This is a genomic window from Pseudoalteromonas shioyasakiensis (assembly GCA_013391845.1).
Lineage (GTDB): Bacteria > Pseudomonadota > Gammaproteobacteria > Enterobacterales > Alteromonadaceae > Pseudoalteromonas > Pseudoalteromonas apostichopi.
Genome location: CP058414.1, coordinates 2,719,663 through 2,737,373, shown reverse-complemented (window position 1 = coordinate 2,737,373; position 17,711 = coordinate 2,719,663). Strand labels below are relative to the sequence as shown.

The 17,711-nt window shown below is 41.4% G+C and carries 17 protein-coding genes; 13 read left to right on the top strand and 4 right to left on the bottom strand.

Going from position 1 to position 17,711, the window contains the following annotated elements; all coding sequences use genetic code 11:
- Nucleotides 1-888 carry an MBL fold metallo-hydrolase gene (locus tag HYD28_12465; GenBank protein ID QLE09707.1) on the bottom strand — a complete coding sequence of 296 codons (888 nt, stop codon included), beginning with the start codon at nucleotides 886-888 and terminating at the stop codon, nucleotides 1-3.
- 238 nt (nucleotides 889-1,126) lie between these two features.
- On the opposite strand from HYD28_12465, the gene HYD28_12460 reads away from it, so the two are divergent.
- Both HYD28_12460 and HYD28_12455 read left to right on the top strand, forming a co-directional pair.
- Nucleotides 1,127-1,969: an isopenicillin N synthase family oxygenase gene (locus tag HYD28_12460; GenBank protein QLE09706.1), complete on the top strand. Its 843-nt coding sequence runs from the start codon at nucleotides 1,127-1,129 to the stop codon at nucleotides 1,967-1,969.
- Nucleotides 1,970-2,172: 203 nt separating this feature from the next.
- Nucleotides 2,173-3,579: a DEAD/DEAH box helicase gene (locus tag HYD28_12455; GenBank protein ID QLE09705.1), complete on the top strand. Its 1,407-nt coding sequence runs from the start codon at nucleotides 2,173-2,175 to the stop codon at nucleotides 3,577-3,579.
- A 62-nt stretch (nucleotides 3,580-3,641) separates the two neighbouring features.
- Here the strand turns inward: HYD28_12455 and HYD28_12450 are convergent, their stop codons facing one another.
- Together HYD28_12450 and HYD28_12445 are read right to left on the bottom strand one after the other, a co-directional pair.
- A complete protein-coding gene (locus HYD28_12450) occupies nucleotides 3,642-4,388 on the bottom strand; it encodes a DUF3307 domain-containing protein (GenBank protein QLE09704.1) in 747 nt (248 codons plus the stop codon).
- Nucleotides 4,385-5,002 carry a hypothetical protein gene (locus tag HYD28_12445; protein QLE09703.1) on the bottom strand — a complete coding sequence of 206 codons (618 nt, stop codon included), beginning with the start codon at nucleotides 5,000-5,002 and terminating at the stop codon, nucleotides 4,385-4,387. Before HYD28_12445 ends, HYD28_12450 begins: the two co-directional genes overlap by 4 nt.
- Nucleotides 5,003-5,157: 155 nt before the next feature.
- Here HYD28_12445 and HYD28_12440 point away from each other — a divergent pair, with 155 nt between their 5' ends.
- The 11 genes from HYD28_12440 (at nucleotide 5,158) to HYD28_12390 (ending at nucleotide 15,708) form a co-directional block, all read left to right on the top strand.
- On the top strand, nucleotides 5,158-5,652 hold the full coding sequence (locus HYD28_12440; protein ID QLE09702.1) for an NYN domain-containing protein: 495 nt from the start codon (nucleotides 5,158-5,160) through the stop codon (nucleotides 5,650-5,652).
- Nucleotides 5,653-6,024: 372 nt separating this feature from the next.
- Nucleotides 6,025-6,939, top strand: a complete 915-nt coding sequence (locus tag HYD28_12435; protein QLE09701.1) for an ATPase — start codon at nucleotides 6,025-6,027, stop codon at nucleotides 6,937-6,939.
- A complete protein-coding gene (nagA, locus tag HYD28_12430; protein QLE09700.1) occupies nucleotides 6,939-8,051 on the top strand; it encodes an N-acetylglucosamine-6-phosphate deacetylase in 1,113 nt (370 codons plus the stop codon). Before HYD28_12435 ends, nagA begins: the two co-directional genes overlap by 1 nt.
- Before the next feature lie 61 nt (nucleotides 8,052-8,112).
- Nucleotides 8,113-9,243 (top strand): DUF5009 domain-containing protein, encoded by a 1,131-nt coding sequence (locus tag HYD28_12425; protein QLE09699.1) that lies wholly within the window; start codon nucleotides 8,113-8,115, stop codon nucleotides 9,241-9,243.
- A 210-nt stretch (nucleotides 9,244-9,453) separates the two neighbouring features.
- The gene (gene nagB, locus HYD28_12420) at nucleotides 9,454-10,248 is read left to right on the top strand and encodes a glucosamine-6-phosphate deaminase (protein QLE09698.1); all 795 of its coding nucleotides are present in this window, start codon (nucleotides 9,454-9,456) and stop codon (nucleotides 10,246-10,248) included.
- A 114-nt stretch (nucleotides 10,249-10,362) separates the two neighbouring features.
- Nucleotides 10,363-11,280 (top strand): NAD(+) diphosphatase, encoded by a 918-nt coding sequence (nudC, locus tag HYD28_12415; protein ID QLE09697.1) that lies wholly within the window; start codon nucleotides 10,363-10,365, stop codon nucleotides 11,278-11,280.
- A gap of 19 nt (nucleotides 11,281-11,299) precedes the next feature.
- On the top strand, nucleotides 11,300-12,478 hold the full coding sequence (locus HYD28_12410; GenBank protein QLE09696.1) for a cystathionine beta-lyase: 1,179 nt from the start codon (nucleotides 11,300-11,302) through the stop codon (nucleotides 12,476-12,478).
- A 114-nt stretch (nucleotides 12,479-12,592) separates the two neighbouring features.
- On the top strand, nucleotides 12,593-13,411 hold the full coding sequence (locus HYD28_12405) for an ABC transporter permease subunit (GenBank protein ID QLE09695.1): 819 nt from the start codon (nucleotides 12,593-12,595) through the stop codon (nucleotides 13,409-13,411).
- Nucleotides 13,408-14,316 carry an ABC transporter ATP-binding protein gene (locus HYD28_12400; protein ID QLE09694.1) on the top strand — a complete coding sequence of 303 codons (909 nt, stop codon included), beginning with the start codon at nucleotides 13,408-13,410 and terminating at the stop codon, nucleotides 14,314-14,316. The genes HYD28_12405 and HYD28_12400 overlap by 4 nt, the downstream gene beginning before the upstream one ends.
- Nucleotides 14,317-14,318: 2 nt before the next feature.
- A complete protein-coding gene (locus HYD28_12395) occupies nucleotides 14,319-14,693 on the top strand; it encodes a PH domain-containing protein (GenBank protein ID QLE09693.1) in 375 nt (124 codons plus the stop codon).
- Between the two features lie 220 nt (nucleotides 14,694-14,913).
- Nucleotides 14,914-15,708 (top strand): putative porin, encoded by a 795-nt coding sequence (locus HYD28_12390; GenBank protein ID QLE09692.1) that lies wholly within the window; start codon nucleotides 14,914-14,916, stop codon nucleotides 15,706-15,708.
- A 57-nt stretch (nucleotides 15,709-15,765) separates the two neighbouring features.
- Here HYD28_12390 and HYD28_12385 read toward each other — a convergent pair whose 3' ends face one another.
- Nucleotides 15,766-17,616, bottom strand: coding sequence for a M2 family metallopeptidase (locus HYD28_12385; GenBank protein QLE09691.1), 1,851 nt, complete (start codon nucleotides 17,614-17,616; stop codon nucleotides 15,766-15,768).
- Between the last annotated feature and the right edge of the window lie 95 nt (nucleotides 17,617-17,711).

Below are 17,711 nucleotides of genomic sequence, written 5' to 3'. Positions count from 1 at the left end.
TTAAAACTGAGCATCAATATCGCTGCGAAAATTAAAATAGCCCATCTCGACAAGGTTGTTATACACACCCTCAATATTCAGTGGTAGCCATTGCTGGTACATTTTTAAATGGCTGTATTGGGGCAAGCTTATTTCTTTTTGTAAGGTAGCAAGGTTTTTACCTTTTAACATGCCATCGCGAACGGCAGTGTGTAAGTCTTCAATGTAGTGTAAGTAAGAAACAACATCATCGCGGTTGCCTGTATCAGCATGGCCACCTATAAATGCAGCAAACGCAGGTTCATTTAACACGGCTTTGGTTGAATGCAGCATGCCGTTAATATCGTAACCAATCAGATTTTTATATGGCATGCGGCCAAGTACAATCCAATCAACAACATAAAGTACATTGGCAGGCATAAAGCGCATACTGACATTACCACGGCCATTATTTGGCCCATAGTAATTAAGCTGCACGTAGCTATCACCTAAATCGACTTTGAGTGTATCGGTAAAAGTAAGATCAGGCAGGGCAGTAGGCACTTTATTCAATTTAAGGTCCTCAGCTGCAAACTGATGAGCGACGACAGTTGTGTTGGTATCGATTAGCTCATTACCGCCCATCGCATGGTCAACATGGCTATGGCTGTATAGCATGTATTTGATATCTGCGTTAAAGGTTTTCTTTATATAGCGTTTTAAGTATTTTGCGGCATCGCTATTAATAGGATCAGTTACCAAGGCAAGGTTATCAACAATCATAAAAGCACTATGATAATGGCCGGCAGTAAAGCGATATACATTATCTTTAATATTTTCGACTTTATAGTTTGCTTGCACAGCTGAGGTGACCGGATTGGTAACGAGTATGAGCGCACTGAAAAGTAAAATTTGCAGCCTTGTGAACATAAGCGATCCTTTCGTGTTGAAACATGTCTTTTTAACCATATCAAAGTTTATGTAATAGTACGCATTATACTACTTAAAGGCTTAGTTGATCTGTATCAAACTTAAGGAGCTAAGCTAGGCAGGGGCGGACATAAGTCCTTATGTTTTTGCTTGTGTTTCTCTATTCTCGCGAAGCGCTATAATGAAGAAATGCTATGCTTAGCACAGACTTCTAGAACCTTATTCACTGGAAAAGACAATGCAACATTTACCTACCGTTGATTATAAAGCGAGCGATGCGGCCGCTCAATTTGTTGAGTCACTAAGAAACACAGGTTTCGGTGTATTAAAAAACCACCCAATACCTCAGTCATTAGTTGAGTCTATTTACAAAAATTGGCAAGAATTCTTTAATTCTGAGCAAAAGCATGAGTTTTTATTTTCAAAAGAAACACAAGATGGTTACTTCCCACCATCAGTGTCAGAAGTTGCAAAAGGCTTTACCGTTAAAGATATTAAAGAGTACTACCACGTTTATCCAAAAGGCCGTGTTCCAGCACAGCTAGAAGAAGAAATCCGTGAGTACTATCGCTTAGCCAATGAGTTTGCGGCAACATTATTAAGTTGGGTTCAGGCAGAAGCACCAGAAGAGGTGCGTGCTAAGTTCTCTATCGACCTTAAAGATATGATTGCTGACTCTGAGCAAACACTCCTGCGTATTCTTCACTATCCACCAATGACTGGTGATGAAGAGCCTGGTGCAATCCGTGCGGCAGCACACGGTGACATCAATTTATTAACTGTATTACCAGCGGCGAATGAACCCGGTTTACAAGTACAAAAAACAGATGGTGGTTGGTTAGACGTACCATGTGATTTTGGTAACCTGATCATCAATATTGGTGACATGCTACAAGAAGCGTCAGGTGGTTACTTCCCATCAACTATTCACCGCGTGATCAACCCAACGGGTAAAGCGTCAACGAAATCACGTATTTCGTTACCACTATTCTTACACCCGCGTCCTGATGTTGTGCTTTCTGAGCGCTACACTGCAGACAGCTATTTACAAGAGCGTTTACGCGAACTTGGTGTTAAGTAAAGATTAGCTATACCCAAACCACCTCAAGGTGGTTTGGGTATATAAGATAAAGCGGCATCAGAGCCGCTTTTTTTATACCTAAAATTATTCTGCTAAATCCACCATTAAGTACTAGTTTGTAAATAATTCCATGCATTATTGACTATCCTAGGTATAATGCGCCCACTTCGCCGTATCGGCTGAATTTTTTAAAGAGAGATAGTATGAGTTTTGATGGGTTAGGTTTATCACCAGCTTTAGTAAATGCAGTTTTAGAAAAGGGCTATGAAGCACCAACGCCTATTCAATCACAAGCTATCCCTGCGATCATTGAAGGTCGCGATGTTATGGCCGCAGCGCAAACTGGCACAGGCAAAACCGCGGGTTTTACGCTGCCGCTAATTGAGCGCTTGTCAAAAGGCCCTAAAGCCGGTGGCAATAAAGTACGTGCATTAGTATTGGCACCAACTCGTGAGCTTGCTTTGCAAGTAAGCGAAAATGTTGAGCAATATGCTAAGCATTCAAATGTCAGCTCATTTGTAGTGTATGGTGGTGTTAAAATTAACCCGCAAATGATGCGCCTTCGCAAAGGTGTTGATATTTTAGTGGCAACACCAGGTCGTTTATTAGACCTACACAATCAAAATGCTCTTAAGTTTGATGATTTAGAAGTACTGATCCTTGATGAAGCCGATCGTATGCTTGATATGGGCTTTATCCATGATATCAAACGTATCATTGCTAAACTGCCAACTAAACGTCAAAACCTGATGTTCTCAGCGACTTTCTCTGATGAAATTCGTGAACTTGCAAAAGGGCTAATTAACGATCCGGTTGAAATTTCAGTTGCAGCAAAAAACACGACCGCTAAATCGGTTACTCAATCAGTTTATGCACTAGATAAATCGCGCAAAACAGCATTACTTAGCCACTTGATCCGTACTAACGATTGGCAACAAGTATTGGTATTTTGTCGTACCAAACATGGTGCTAACCGTTTAGTTAAGCAGCTTGAACGCGATGATATTGTGGGTGCTGCCATTCACGGAAATAAATCGCAAGGCGCTCGTGTTAAAGCACTCGAAGGCTTTAAATCAGGTGAAGTGCGCGTACTAGTGGCAACCGATATCGTTGCCCGAGGTCTTGATATTGTTGAGCTACCTCACGTTGTTAACTACGATTTACCGAATATTTATGAAGATTACGTACACCGTATCGGCCGTACAGGCCGAGCAGGTGCATCGGGTCATGCTATTTCGTTTGTGACAGCTGAAGATGCAGTTGATCTTTACGGTATTGAACGTTTTATTGGTGAATTGATCCCACGCGCGACTGAAGCCGGTTTTGAACCAAGCAATCCCGTACCTGAACGAGAGCTTGATGCACGCCCAATTAAACCCAAAAAGCCGAAAAAAGCCAAACAGCCGTTTTCTAAGCCTAAGTCGGATAGTAAAAAACCAAATAGCAATGGCAGTGGCATAGGTCCACGCCGTGGTGGTTCTGGGAAAAAATCTAATGCCAAGAAAGCAAGTGACGAGCAAACACAAAGCCCATGGGCTAAGCGTCAGTCTGTAGGGGAGAATTCTCAGCGCAGACGTCGCCCTAAGAATGATGGCTCAAATAACAGCTAATTTATTGGTTAATTAATATAAAGCGCGCCTGTGTTGGCGCGTTTTTTTATGGGTCTGCAAAGTCACACGGCTTTAAGGTAATTAACAGCTAAACCAATAAATAAAGTCACGCTGACACTGAGTAAGGTACCGAGCATAACGTATTCAGTCAGTTTTTTATCTCTACTGGCACTTAAATCACCAAAGCGGAATACGGATTTTGCCGCAAGTAAAAAGCCAACGCCTGAAAATTGGTCCAGTAAGATAAATGTTAGCATCAATACCCGCTCAAGCATGCCGATACTTTGCCCCGCCGCTGGTAAACTGCCCGTGGCGCTAAAGCCAGATGTGATCCGCTCTAACATCATTCTAATAAACACCGCTGTTGGATTTAAAATTAATAAATAGCCACACAGCACCCATAATGTTGCCGGTTGCATTAGCCATTGCCAGCTATGTGTAAAAAACTCATCGTTTTCGCTTAACCATATAGCCAGTAAGAACAAGATAACTAAATGTGCAAGTTGGTCAACAATAAAAGGAACCACACCTTTACTTGAGTAAGATTTAGCAAGGTCGATTAGATAGTGTGTAACCATAATCACTGCCGTGGCGATAACGACGTTTGAAAGCGCTTGCCAGCCATAATTAAACTCCCAAAATAATAGTACCAAAAATGAGCTAGCACCGTGGATGAGCACGTGCAAGTAAAGTTTACTGGCACGAAAGTGGCGCGTATTTCTGTCATGTACCCAGCTCATAGGTTGCCAGTAAAAGTCGGCAATTGAATGCGCTAAAATTAAGCTTACGATAAGTAATGAAAAACTCATTTTGTCATTCCTTTGAGTGTGGTTTGGCTGTACTGTATAAAACGTTCAATTAATTGGTAGTGAGCCAAATTTAATAGCTTTGTGACATTGGCTCGGCTTGTTGCGAGTTCTTTAGCAAGTTCGGCATGGTTGTTGTGTTCTGCTGTTAAATAATAAAACAATGCATTTGCTTGTTTTTGACTCATTTTTTCAAGTAATACTTCTATTAGTTCAATATTGAGTAAAAAACCCTCTTCAAGGGGTTGATTGTCTATTTGTAAAGTGAGCCGTTGATGGCCCATATTATCTAACCCCCGGCCAGATAGAGTATAGGCGCTGCCTGTGGCTGTTTTTATATCGGCACGGGAGTTATCGAGTGAGCCAATAGCCAAACTTTGTCGCAGTTCGTAATTGGATGCTTTCATTTGCAAATACAACAAAATTGCAGCATGACAGACCTGCTCTGGCTCTGTTAACTGTATTTGCAATGCATCGCCACGATATATGCTAAAACTTGCATTAAAGCGCTTAGCAACAAAGCGTAAGCTTTGATCAAGCTGATACAGCATGGCATCGTATTCTTGTTGTGGAATTTTTTGTGATTTAATTAAATCACCGCTGATCACCGCAATCATTATGATCCCTTAGGTTAAGTAACTTAATTTAGTTACATCGCGTTAAGTAACCAAATTTGGTTACTTTGTTTTATGTAACCAATTTAGGTTACTTTTTCGTAAATATCAACCTAGATATGCTACAGTGAACACAAATCACTAAAAACAGAAAAATTATGTCAGCAGTTGATAAGCCAAGAGTCGGTATCTTTGTAGATGTACAAAATATTTATTACACCTGTAAAGAAAGCTACAAGAAAAACTTTGATTATAATGCCTTTTGGGCACAGATGAGCGAACGCTATGAAATTGATTGCGCCATTGCGTATGCAATTTATCGTGGTGATGAAAAGCAATCGCAGTTTCAAAATATTCTGCGCGCAATTGGCTTTGAGGTAAAACTGAAACCTTTTATTCAGCGCAGAGATGGTAGTGCGAAAGGGGATTGGGATGTTGGCATTACCATTGATATGCTAGAGCATGCCAAGCAGCTCGATAAAATGGTATTACTTTCGGGTGATGGAGATTTTGCGTTATTGCTTGGCCATTTAGCGAATAAGTATCAGCTACCGTGTGATGTCTATGGGGCAGAGCACCTCACTGCCGATATTTTAAAGCAAGCCGCAGCTGAATTTCACTGTATTGACGATTCACTGTTGTTATCAAGGTAGAAAAAAATATTCCATTTTAAATAAAATGTTTAACTAAAGTATTATTTCGGCTAAGCTTGCATTAGTTAAACTTGATGATGAATAAAAGAATAGTCACTCACAATGCGCTAAATTATGCAAAAAAGTATAATTTAAGGTGTTATAGGACATCGTTGATGTGGTTTCTAATTTTCTTTTCTATTAAATAAAGCTATTTAATTCAACAAATTAAAAATAAATATAAAAGTTATACGAAATTTTATAAAAAATATAATGACAACGCTGTCATTTGTTGTGTAACATTAAATCAACAAAGGTTGAGATGATTTCGCATTCAGATAATAAAAATAATGCGATTTAGATAAAAACTAAACGAAGGCTAGGGGTCGTTAAATGATGGCGAAGAGTGTGAATGAGGACCAATTGTTTATTGGTATTGATGGTGGCGGAACGAAATGTCGAGCAACTATCTACTCTGTTAAACAAGGTGTATTAGGAACTGGCCTAGGTGGTCCTGCAAATCCATTACATGGTTTGGAACGTACTCTCGAATCAATTATGGTCTCAACACAATTAGCGCTTCGTGATGCTGGTTTACCACTTGATACAGTTCATCAGCTTTATGCCGGCTTAGGTCTGGCGGGTGTTAACCTACCTAGCTTGTATGACAAGATTATGGAATGGGAACATCCATTCAAACAAATGTTCCTCACGACTGATTTACATACTGCTTGCATTGGTGCACATGAAGGCAGTGATGGTGCGGTGATTATCACTGGCACGGGCTCTTGTGGTTTTTCATGTGTAAATGGTCGTACAACTAACTTTGGTGGTCATGGTTTTGCCCTAGGAGATAAAGGCAGTGGCGCATGGATGGGTCTTGAAGCAATAAAAGCGACCTTGCTAGACCTTGATGGTCTAGGCGAATCAACAAATTTAACTAAAGTGATCACTGAGCATTTTGCTGCTGATAATGCGATGGCAATTGTTGAGCAAATGTCTGGTCAGCCTTCGAGCAGTTTTGCTAAATTAGCCCGTTATGTATTTGAAGCAGCCAATAACAATGACAAAGTTGCCGTTGCGATAGTCAAAGAAGGCGCAGATTACGTGAGCAAATTAGCGCAGCGCTTACTTGAGAATAAGCCTCCACGTTTATCTATGATTGGCGGTTTAGCTGAGCCTCTGAATAAGTGGCTTGCAGAAGATATTGCTAAACGAGTTGAGACACCTATTCAACCACCTGAAATGGGCGCTGTTTATTTTGCTCAGCAATCTGTACTAGAACAAAGTCAAGAGGTAGGTTTGTAATGACGATTTATCATGCGAGTAAATTGTTTACCGGTGAAGAATTTTTATCAGATGTGTATTTTAGCGTCGACAATGGTGTCTTTAAACGTGTTGAAGCACATGCTGATGCTGTTGAATTAACAGGTTTAGTTACCCCTGGTTTTATTGATGTTCAAGTTAATGGCGGTGGCGGGGCATTTTTTAATGCAGAACAAACGCCAGATTGCTTAGATAGAATAGCCAAAGCGCATGGTCAGTTTGGTTCAACAGCGATTATGCCAACGCTTATTACCGACAAAGTAGAAGTAATGGCAAAGGCCGCTGATGCAACCGCACAAGCAATTGCTGAAGGGGTTCCGGGCGTTATGGGCGTGCACTTTGAAGGGCCACATCTTTCCTTTCCTAAAAAAGGTACCCACAGCGAGCAATTCATTCGTCCAATCACAGAGCAAGAATTTGCAATTTATGCACGCCAAGATCTAGGCATTAAAATCGTTACCTTGGCTCCTGAGAATGTTAGTGCTGATGATATCGCTCGCTTAGTTGAGTGTGGCGTAAAAGTATCTATTGGCCACACTAATGCGGACTTTGCGACTACCAATGCAGCACTTGCTGCTGGTGCTGATGGATTCACCCACTTATTTAATGCTATGTCAGCATTTACATCACGAGAACCGGGTGTTGTTGGTGCAGCACTTTGGGATGATAACAGCTGGTGCGGCTTAATTGTTGATGGTCATCATGTACACCCATCATCAGCAAAATTAGCAATTCGCACCAAGCAGCGCGGAAAAATTATGTTAGTCACAGATGCAATGCCACCTGTGGGTACTGACGATATGGAGTTTGATTTCTTTGATGGTCGTAAAGTCATTCGTACTGGCGATCGATTAAATTCAACTACCGGTGAATTAGCAGGCAGCGTACTTGATATGGCAAGTGCGGTGCGCAACACAGTGAATACATTGGATGTTAGCCTTGCTGAGAGCTTACGTATGGCATCACTTTATCCTGCACAATATTTAGGTTTACATAAAAAAGGTCGCTTGCTGAGCGGGTTTGATGCTGATTTTGTTGTGCTAGATGATAATCAATATGTAAAAGCGACATATATAGCTGGTAAAGCTTTGTAAGAACTTCCCTGGAAAAATCCCCGCCGAAGTATCGCGGGGCTTTTTGTATTAAAGGTAAACAATGACAACAACACAACCAACAAGAAAACGTTTGGCATCGCTGGATGCATTGCGTGGCATGGATATGTTTTGGATATTAGGCGGACAGTCACTATTCGCAGCGCTATTCGTTTTAACAGGCTGGACTGGCTGGAAAGTTTTTGAAGCACATACAGTACATAGCGTCTGGCATGGCTTCACATTTTACGATCTGATTTTCCCATTATTTATCTTCTTATCGGGTGTGGCGATGGGGCTAGCCCCGAAACGCATTGACCATTTGCCTTTTGAGGAACGCAAAGTTTATTACCGTAAGGCGGGAAAACGCCTTTTACTATTGTGTTTATTAGGTATTTTGTATAACCACGGCTGGGGCACTGGTATGCCAATGGCTTTGGATGAAATTCGCTATGCCAGTGTACTTGGGCGAATCGCCATTGCATGGTTCTTCTGTGCTATGTTGGTTTGGCACACCAGTTTACGAACGCAAATTATAACCGCAGCGACTATTTTAGTGGGCTATTGGTTACTGCTTTGTTTTGTGCCTGTGCCAGGCGGCAGTGCTGGTGACCTTTCAGCAGCAGGGAGTTGGAATGCATGGTTTGATGCACACTTACTGCCAGGTATTAGTTATCAAAACCGTGTGGTAGACCCAGAAGGTGTCTTGTCGAATATCCCAGCGATTGTCAATGCTTTAATGGGCGTGTTTGCAGGTCAATTAGTCGCCCGTGCTCAGCAAATTGGCGAGTGGAAAATGACCGCATTATTGTTTGCTGCAGGGATTGTAAGTGTCTGTTTAGGTTGGTTATGGGACTTACAGTTCCCAGTAAATAAAGAGCTTTGGAGCAGTTCATTTGTGCTTGTAACGGTTGGTTGGAGTGCCATGTTGCTAGCCGTATTTTATGCACTGGTTGATATTCTGCCGGGCCAGCGCGCCGCGTATCCTTTTGTGATCATAGGTGCAAACTCAATTATTATTTACTTAGCCTCAAGTCTTGTGAATTGGGGTTATGTAAGCCAAAGCGTTTTTGGTGGTGTGGTTCGAGCTGTGCCAGAGGTATGGCAACCCCTGATGGCGGTGATTGCGTTATTAGCAGTACAAATGCTGGTATTGCATTGGATGTATCGCCGTAAGATCTTTGTTAGTGTTTGATAATTATTAAACACTAACAAAAAGAGTAATTTTTTATTCACTTTTACTTTACAAAGGTAAAACTAGAAGTGATAATGACAGCGTTGTCATAATGGTTATAGCTACTGCATCGTATCCTGGCAGTGGTTTGATCTAAAACCCAGCTCGATTGCACGTGGGGTTGGGTTTTAGGTCCCATTTTTTTCCAACTTATAATTAGAGCTAATCGATATGCAAATAGTGATTCTTGATGATGCAGCCCAAGTTGCAGCTTATGGTGCCAACATCTTTGCTAAACAATTACTAAAAAAACCAGCATCAGTGCTTGGCCTTGCTACAGGTTCAACACCCGTTGCCTTGTATCAACAACTGATCGAAAAAAATAAAGCAGGCGATATTTCGTTTAGCCAAGCGACAACATTTAACTTAGACGAATACTTAGGCTTAACTGGCGAACATCCACAAAGTTACCGCTACTTTATGAATGAGCAGCTGTTTAACCATGTTGATATCGACAAACAGAACACCCATGTACCGCCGGGTGATGCAGTAAACCCGCTTGTTGCTTGTACTGAATACGAACAAAAAATCGCAGCAGCTGGTGGTATTGATATACAGCTACTTGGTATTGGCCGTAATGGTCATATTGGTTTTAACGAACCATCTTCAGGTTTGACATCACGCACGCGTGTTAAAACACTTACGAAAGCGACAATTGAAGACAATGCACGATTTTTTGCCGAAGGCGAATATCAACCACATTTATCAATCACTATGGGTATTGGCACCATTTTAGAAGCTAAAAAAGTGGTACTTTTAGCAACCGGTGCAAGTAAAGCAGATGCCGTTCACGCCATGGTTGAAGGTCCGTTAATGGCTAAATGCCCAGCCTCAGCACTGCAACTTCATAAAGATGCCGTAATCATCATTGATAAAGCAGCAGCGAGTAAATTAGAAGATTTAGAGTTCTATCGGCATATTGAAGCTGAGAACCAAAAACTACAAGCGCATCTAGCGACCTTGTAAAATTGTGAGAGAGAATAAAAAAGCCCTGTTTGGGCTTTTTTTATGCCTGTAATAAATTGGGTTTATCATCCGCTTATGGTAGTTTTACTAAGTAAACTATTTTCAAGGAACGCCATGCTGAATTACTCTCAAATGCCATTGGATCGTGCATCAAACCGCCGCAAAGATCCTAAGTGGCTAAAGGCTCAAATGAATTCTCAGAGTCGCTGGTTATTAGTCAATAACAATCAAAGTTTATTTGTTAAAGACAGTCCTGAAGTGTGTTATTTACGCTTATCTCAAGTGGATCATCTCGATTTATCAAAAGGCATTTTATTGGGGTTAGACGACGATGATGTGGCTCATTTTGCATTAGATGTCAGCCATGAACCAGACTCACTTATTGAGCCAATGCTCAACGGCGCTGAGTTTGTTGATATTCGCAAGTTGGGCCCACAAGTTGAGCTTAAACAAGGCTCAATTGCAGCACTGGCAAGAGGCTTGTGTTTTTGGCACGCAACGCACCGTTTTTGTGGTCGTTGTGGTCATGAAAATAATATGGTTGAAGCTGGGCATTCGCGTTTATGTGAAAACCAAACTTGTCAGCATCAAACTTTTCCGCGAACCGATCCTGCCGTTATTATGATCGTTACGAAAACTTTTTCAGACGGAATAGAGCGTTGCCTGCTGGGCCGTCAAGCAAGCTGGCCTGAGGGTGTTTTTTCAACACTTGCAGGTTTTGTTGACCCAGGTGAAACACTAGAGCAAGCCGTTGCCCGTGAAGTAATGGAAGAAGCGGGTGTTGCTGTTACAGATATTCAATATATAGCTTCACAGCCCTGGCCATTTCCATCATCAATTATGTTTGGCTTTATGGCCACAGCGGTCTCAGAAGATATTCAGGTAGATAAAGACGAGTTAGACGATGCAAGATGGTTTAGCCGTGCTGAACTTAATGAATTCGGCCAATGGCATGAGCAGGGTAGTCATCTTAAACTAACCCGACAAGATTCTATTTCTCGATTTTTGGTTGAGCACTGGCGCAACCTGTAAAGCACAGCTTGGACAAATTATGACAAAGACAAATAAAAATACCCAAATCGTCTCTGCAGGGCGTAAAAAAGCGTATACACAAGGGGTTGTGAACCCTGTCGTACAACGTGCATCAACTGTGGTATTTGACTCAGTTGCCGACTTAAAAGCTGCGGCTAAGAAACGTGGCGATAAAACTTTATTTTATGGCCGTCGCGGTACGACGACGCATTTTGCTCTGCAAGAAGCAATTGCAGAGCTTGAAGGTGGTGAGGGTTGTGCGCTTTACCCATCAGGTGCGGCTGCAATCAGTAATGCCTTGCTATCGTTTGTGAAAACGGGTGATCATATTTTAATGGTGGATACAGCTTATGAACCTACCCGTGATTTTTGTGACAAAATACTTGCTGGCTTAGGGATTGAAACAACCTATTACCCGCCGGGGATCGGCGCAGGGATTAGTGAGCTTATTAAAGATAACACCCGTGTATTGTTTTTAGAATCACCTGGCTCAATCACCATGGAAGTGCAAGATGTCCCAGCGATGGTTGCTAAAGCAAATGAGTGCGGTGTTATGACCATGCTAGATAACACTTGGGGTAATGGTCTGCATTTTAGACCGCTCGAGCATGGCGTTGATATTAGTATTCAAGCGGCTACAAAATACATTGTTGGTCACTCAGATGTGATGATGGGTGTTGCTGTTGCCAACAAAAAGTATTGGCCAACACTTCGAGAAAATTCATACCTACTTGGTCAATGTACCTCTGCAGATGATGCCTATTTAGCGCTACGTGGTCTGCGTACTATGGCTGTGCGTTTAAAACAACATGAACAAGCAGCCATAGAAGTGGCTAAATGGCTTGAAACACACCCTTTGGTTGATCATATTCGCCATCCAGCCTTTGCAACGTGCCCTGGTCATGAGTTCTTCAAACGAGACTTTGATGGCAGTAACGGCTTATTTTCATTTGTAATGAAGCAGGGTAATCAACAAGCGATTGATGCCTTTTTAGATAGCCTGCACCATTTTAAAATGGGCTTTTCATGGGGCGGTTATGAGAGCTTAGTCACGGCAAACTTGAGCATGAAAGGTCTTCGCTCTGAAACTGGTTGGTCGCAGGGCCCAGTGATAAGGCTACACATTGGTCTTGAAGATGTGTCTGATTTACTAGCCGACCTTGATCAAGCACTGGCTGTGTACGAAAGCCACCTCTAGGTTAAAGTTTATACTTTGTTACATAAGACCTGCTAGTCGGGTCTTTTTTTTCTGGTAATTCAAGCTGTTTCAACTTAGTGTAATTCTAATAATAAAATTCATTAAGGATTATGAGTGACGCAGTTACATCCTAAACGTCTTGCACAAATTGCCCAATTTGAGCTGGTACGACTATTTTTGACCAAGCGTGGTTTGTTGGCGGTTGCCGCTTTTGCCATTTGTTGGCTACTTATTTTACGCTATCCCATTGCCCAATCTGTGACCTTGATTAGCTCACCTGATTTTGCCGACTTTGCTAGGCAGGCATTTGGCGCCATTGGCATCAGTAAATTACTTGATTGGCCTGAATCTGAACTGGCCGTTTATTGGCTGATTGCTTTATTTAGTTTCCCAAGCTTTTGTTTGTTTTTATGTAGTGACCAGACAGTGGGCGACAGACAACGAGGTACGTTACGCTTTTTATCACTTAGAGCCACTCGCTCAGAAATTATCATTGGCCGCTTTTTAGGACAGCTATTAATTTTAGCGGCACTGTTGTTTGTTACTTTGATGGCAACGGTTGCAATGCTCGGTTATCGTGAGCCAAGTTTGCTGCTTTCTGGCTTATCACGAAGCTTTATGTTGTTATTTTATTTGCTTGTTGCGGTTATGCCTTTTATTGCCCTAATGAGCTTTTTGAATACCTTTGCTCGTTCATCGCGTCTTGCATTTGTATTGGCTATTTTGTTCTTTGCTGGCGGTAATATTGTGATTGGCTTACTAACATGGCAATGGCCTGCATTTGAGGTTTTAAATTACATATTTCCGGGCTATCAACTTGATTTAATGGCTGGTCAACGTGCCGGCGTAACACTTGCTCTTGGTTTACCACTCTTACAAACTGCAGTGTTATTGATTGCTGGTGAACGAATTTTTTCGAGGAGCTCACTATGACCGTTTTAATTCAAGCACAAGGTTTGTCAAAAAACTATGGGGCTAAACGAGCGCTAGATAACGTCAGCTTTGAAATAAATAAAGGGGCTCCAGTGGCGCTGGTTGGTCCAAATGGTGCGGGTAAAACGACCTTATTTAGCTTGTTATGCGGCTATATTTTACCTAGTTCAGGAAAATTATCGGTAATGGGACATACCCCAGGGAGTGCGGAGTTATTTGGTAAGCTAACGGCATTACCACAAGATGCACAGCTTGATCCTCGCTTTAGTATTGCGCATCAACTTAACTTTTATGGTCAATTACAAGGGCTAAGTGGTGCGGTTCGTAAAAAAGAAACGGCTCGTGTTTTAGAGCTCGTTGGTTTGTCAGAAGTGGCTAAGCAGCGACCAGATGACCTTTCTCATGGTATGCGTAAGCGAGTGACGATTGCACAAGCCTTGATTGGTTCACCAGAAATAGTGATGCTTGATGAAGCAACTGCGGGCCTTGACCCAATTCATGCTCGTGAGGTGAGAGAGCTGGTAAGTTCTTTAAGTAACGAAGCAACATTTATTTTAAGCTCCCATGACTTGACTGAGCTTGAGCGTTTATGTTCTCAGGTGTTACACCTTGATAAAGGTATTTTAAGTGAACATCAAGCCCGTTCAAGCACTCAAGATAACAAACACTTTATTACGCTACAGTTGAATCAACAATATGATGATGTAGAAGCAAAGCTTGCTGGCCTTGCCCACGTACATCATGTTTATATGAGCCAAGCAAAAGAATATGTGATCGAGTTTGAGAAAACAGCCGAGCCTTTTGATATCAATCTTCTACACTTTTGTTATCAACAAGGTTGGCAGTATCGTCAACTGGTGAATGGTCACACACTCGAAAACCAAATCTTTCATAAGGAGAGCTAGTTATGGGGCTATTAAGTGGATTAATGGGTAACGCAAGTGAAGTTGATAACGACGATTTAGAAGAACTGCTTGCCAATACCCTGATTGATGGTGAAACAGTACAAAGAGCCTATAAAGTCATTCGTGATATGTTCATCTTTACAAATAAAAGATTGATTATCATTGATAAACAAGGTGTTACTGGTTCAAAAGTTGAAATGTTGAGCATTGCTTACTCAAAAATTACTAAGTTTAGTAAAGAAAGTGCCGGGCATTTTGACCTAGATGCTGAACTGAAAATTTGGGTTGGTTCAGATCCAACACCAATTAGTAAAGACTTTAAAGCAGGAGATAACATTAATGAGGTTTATAGAATTATAAGCCAGTTTGCTTTATAAGGTACTGACACACTTTATTTTTTCTTTGAAAGTTGGCTCAGAGGCGAAAGTTTCGGCCAACTTTTTCTTTACATTTGCCGACACTTTATTACAATTAATCAAGTAAAAACAAATGCTTAGTTAAGTTCTCATTCAGTTTTCTCACGTTAGCATGTGCCCAACTTAGCCATCAGGCTAGTTTTCAACAGCAATGAAACAATGTTAATAGGGAAATCTGTTTATGAAAAAGTTAGCAGTTATTATTTCGAGTATGCTTCTGTCAACTGCCGCGACTGCTGCGGATAGTTACCAATCAATCAGCCATTTAGGGTACATGGACACCGATGGCAACGACACAGTAAGTGTTGATTCAACATATTACTTCGCACCAAAGAAAACAATGGGTCCATACGACCAGTTTGAATACATCAACAGAACAACCAACGTGTTTGGTTCGTACGCTGATGATGACTTTGGTGATGTGACTAACATCGGTGGTGAATACTTCGTACAAGATTTCGTAATCGGTGCAGGTTATACCAATTATGATTCTGACGTCGCTTCAAGCATTGATCAGTTTAATGTGTCAGCAGGGTATTTCTTCAATCCAAACGTGTTATTAAAAGCCACTTTTTACGATATCGAAGATAATGAAAATCAAGTTATGTTTGATCTTGTTTACAATCATGAGCTGAATAGCACAGATTACATTGGCTTTACGCTAACCAGTGATGATAATTTTGATTATCGTGCTGTTAGCGCCAAATATTTTATGGATTTACAGCAAGGCAATTACCTAACAGTGGAAGGGACTATTTCTGATACTGATAATGTAGGTAGTTCTTGGGAATTAGCATCTAACTATTACTTCAGCAAAGCAACATCAGTGTTTGTGACGTTTGACAAAGAAGATGACTACAGCTTTGGTGCACAGCACTTCTTTAACAAAAACGTTGGCTTAAAAGCAGGTTATGCAAACAACTGGGATGACTCAGATTACGATGCATACTTTGCAAACGTAAGCTTACAGTTTTAATCATTAATTTGATGACATAAAAAAGCCCGCATTATGCGGGCTTTTTCGTTTTTATCATTACCAACCGCACTGGCGGCCTTCATTTTGCTCATCAAGGTATTTTTGTAACGGTGCAAAGTAATCTAAGATTGCTGTTGCATCCATTTCTTCTTTACCAGTGATCGTCGCAAGAGCTTCTTGCCATGGGCGGCTTGAACCCATTTCTAACATCGCATTTAGTTTTTCACCCGCCTCAGCAGAGTTGTAAACTGAGCAGCGGTGTATCGCTTCTTTGTTACCAGCAATTTCACATAAACTTCTGTGGAAGTCGAATTGTAAAATGTGTGCTAAGAAATAACGCGTGTAAGGCGTGTTACCTGGTACGTGATATTTTGCACCCGGATCGAAGTCTGCTTCGCTACGTGCGATAGGCGCTTGTACACCTTGGTATTTTTCACGTAATTCCCACCACGCTTTGTTGTAGTTCTCTGGCGTTACTTCACCTGAGAAAACTTTCCAGCGCCATTGGTCTACTAATAAACCAAATGGGATAAATGCTACTTTGTCTAATGCCATTTTCATTAGTAGGCCAATATCTTTTGACTCATCAGGCACTTCGTCTAATAAACCAATTTCTTTTAAATAACCCGGTGTAACCGAAAGCGCAATGGTGTCACCAATCGCTTCGTGGAAACCATCGTTCGCACTCTCTTGATAGTAAACAGGCTGATTTTTGTATGCACGTTGATAGAAGTTATGGCCTAGCTCGTGGTGAATAACAGAGAATTCTTCACCTGTACGTTGAATACACATCTTAATACGCAGGTCATCTTTGCTATCAATATCCCATGCTGAAGCATGACACTGCACGTCACGGTCTTGTGGTTTAGTAAACAGTGAGCGTTCATAGAAAGTATCTGGCAGTGGCGCAAAGCCCATCGATGTAAAGAACTTCTCAGCACCACGTACCATTTTAAGTTCGTCGTAATCGTGCTCAGCTAATAGTTCAGTTACGTCATAACCAGGATCGGCATTTTCAGGTGCGACAACATCGTAAATGTTACCCCAAGTCTGTGCCCACATATTACCTAAAAGGTGTGCTGGGATAGGTTGGTCTTGTGGTACTTTATCTTCGCCATATTTTTCACCTAGCTTGGCACGAACATGACAATGTAATGAATCATAAAGAGGTTTAACTTGGCCCCAAATACGGTCAAGCTCTTTTGCAAAATCATCGGCTGGCATGTCGTATTTACTACGCCACATAGCACCTGTATCCGCATAACCTAGCTCTTTTGCGCCTTCATTGGTTAAAGCAACTTGTTGTTCATACAGTGGGCGCATTGGTTTTGAAACCTGACGCCAACCTTGCCATAAATCAAGCAATTCATTGTAATCACGGCTCGTTGCCATTTTAGCGGTCATTTCGCCAAGGCTTAAACAGCTACCATCTTCTTTACAGTATTTACCTTTACCATATATACCACCTAACTCAGCAACTAACTGCGAGAGTTTTGCTGTTTTTTCAGCATCTTGTGGTGCAGGTAAAGTGAGCGCTAGTTTTAGCTTATCAAGTTTACGGCGTGCATCGTAATCAAGTTCTAAACTATCAAATTTTGCAGCTTCATTAGCAAGGCGTACAACGGCTTCGGTCATTTTGCGATTAACTTCAGCAGATAGCTCAGCAGTATCATAGGTGATGAAGTTGGCATAAATCCACTCAGCGCGGCTTGCTTCTAAATAAAGCGCACTTAATTCTTTTTCAGTATCGGCGATAAATTTAGCGGCATCTTGTGCGGTTACTTGACTTGTTTGGACTTCAGTCGTTGTCGTTTTAGTACTCGCAGCGTCATCATTACAGCCAGTAAGTGCAAGAGCACTCGCTACCATAAGTGCGCTCATACTGAGCTTAAATGGAGTCTTTTTCATAACGTTCCCTAGAAGTTTATTGTTATTTATTGCACATGCATAATAGCAGTGTCTTAGTAAACAACAAACAGCATCGCTAAAAACAACCTTAGTAA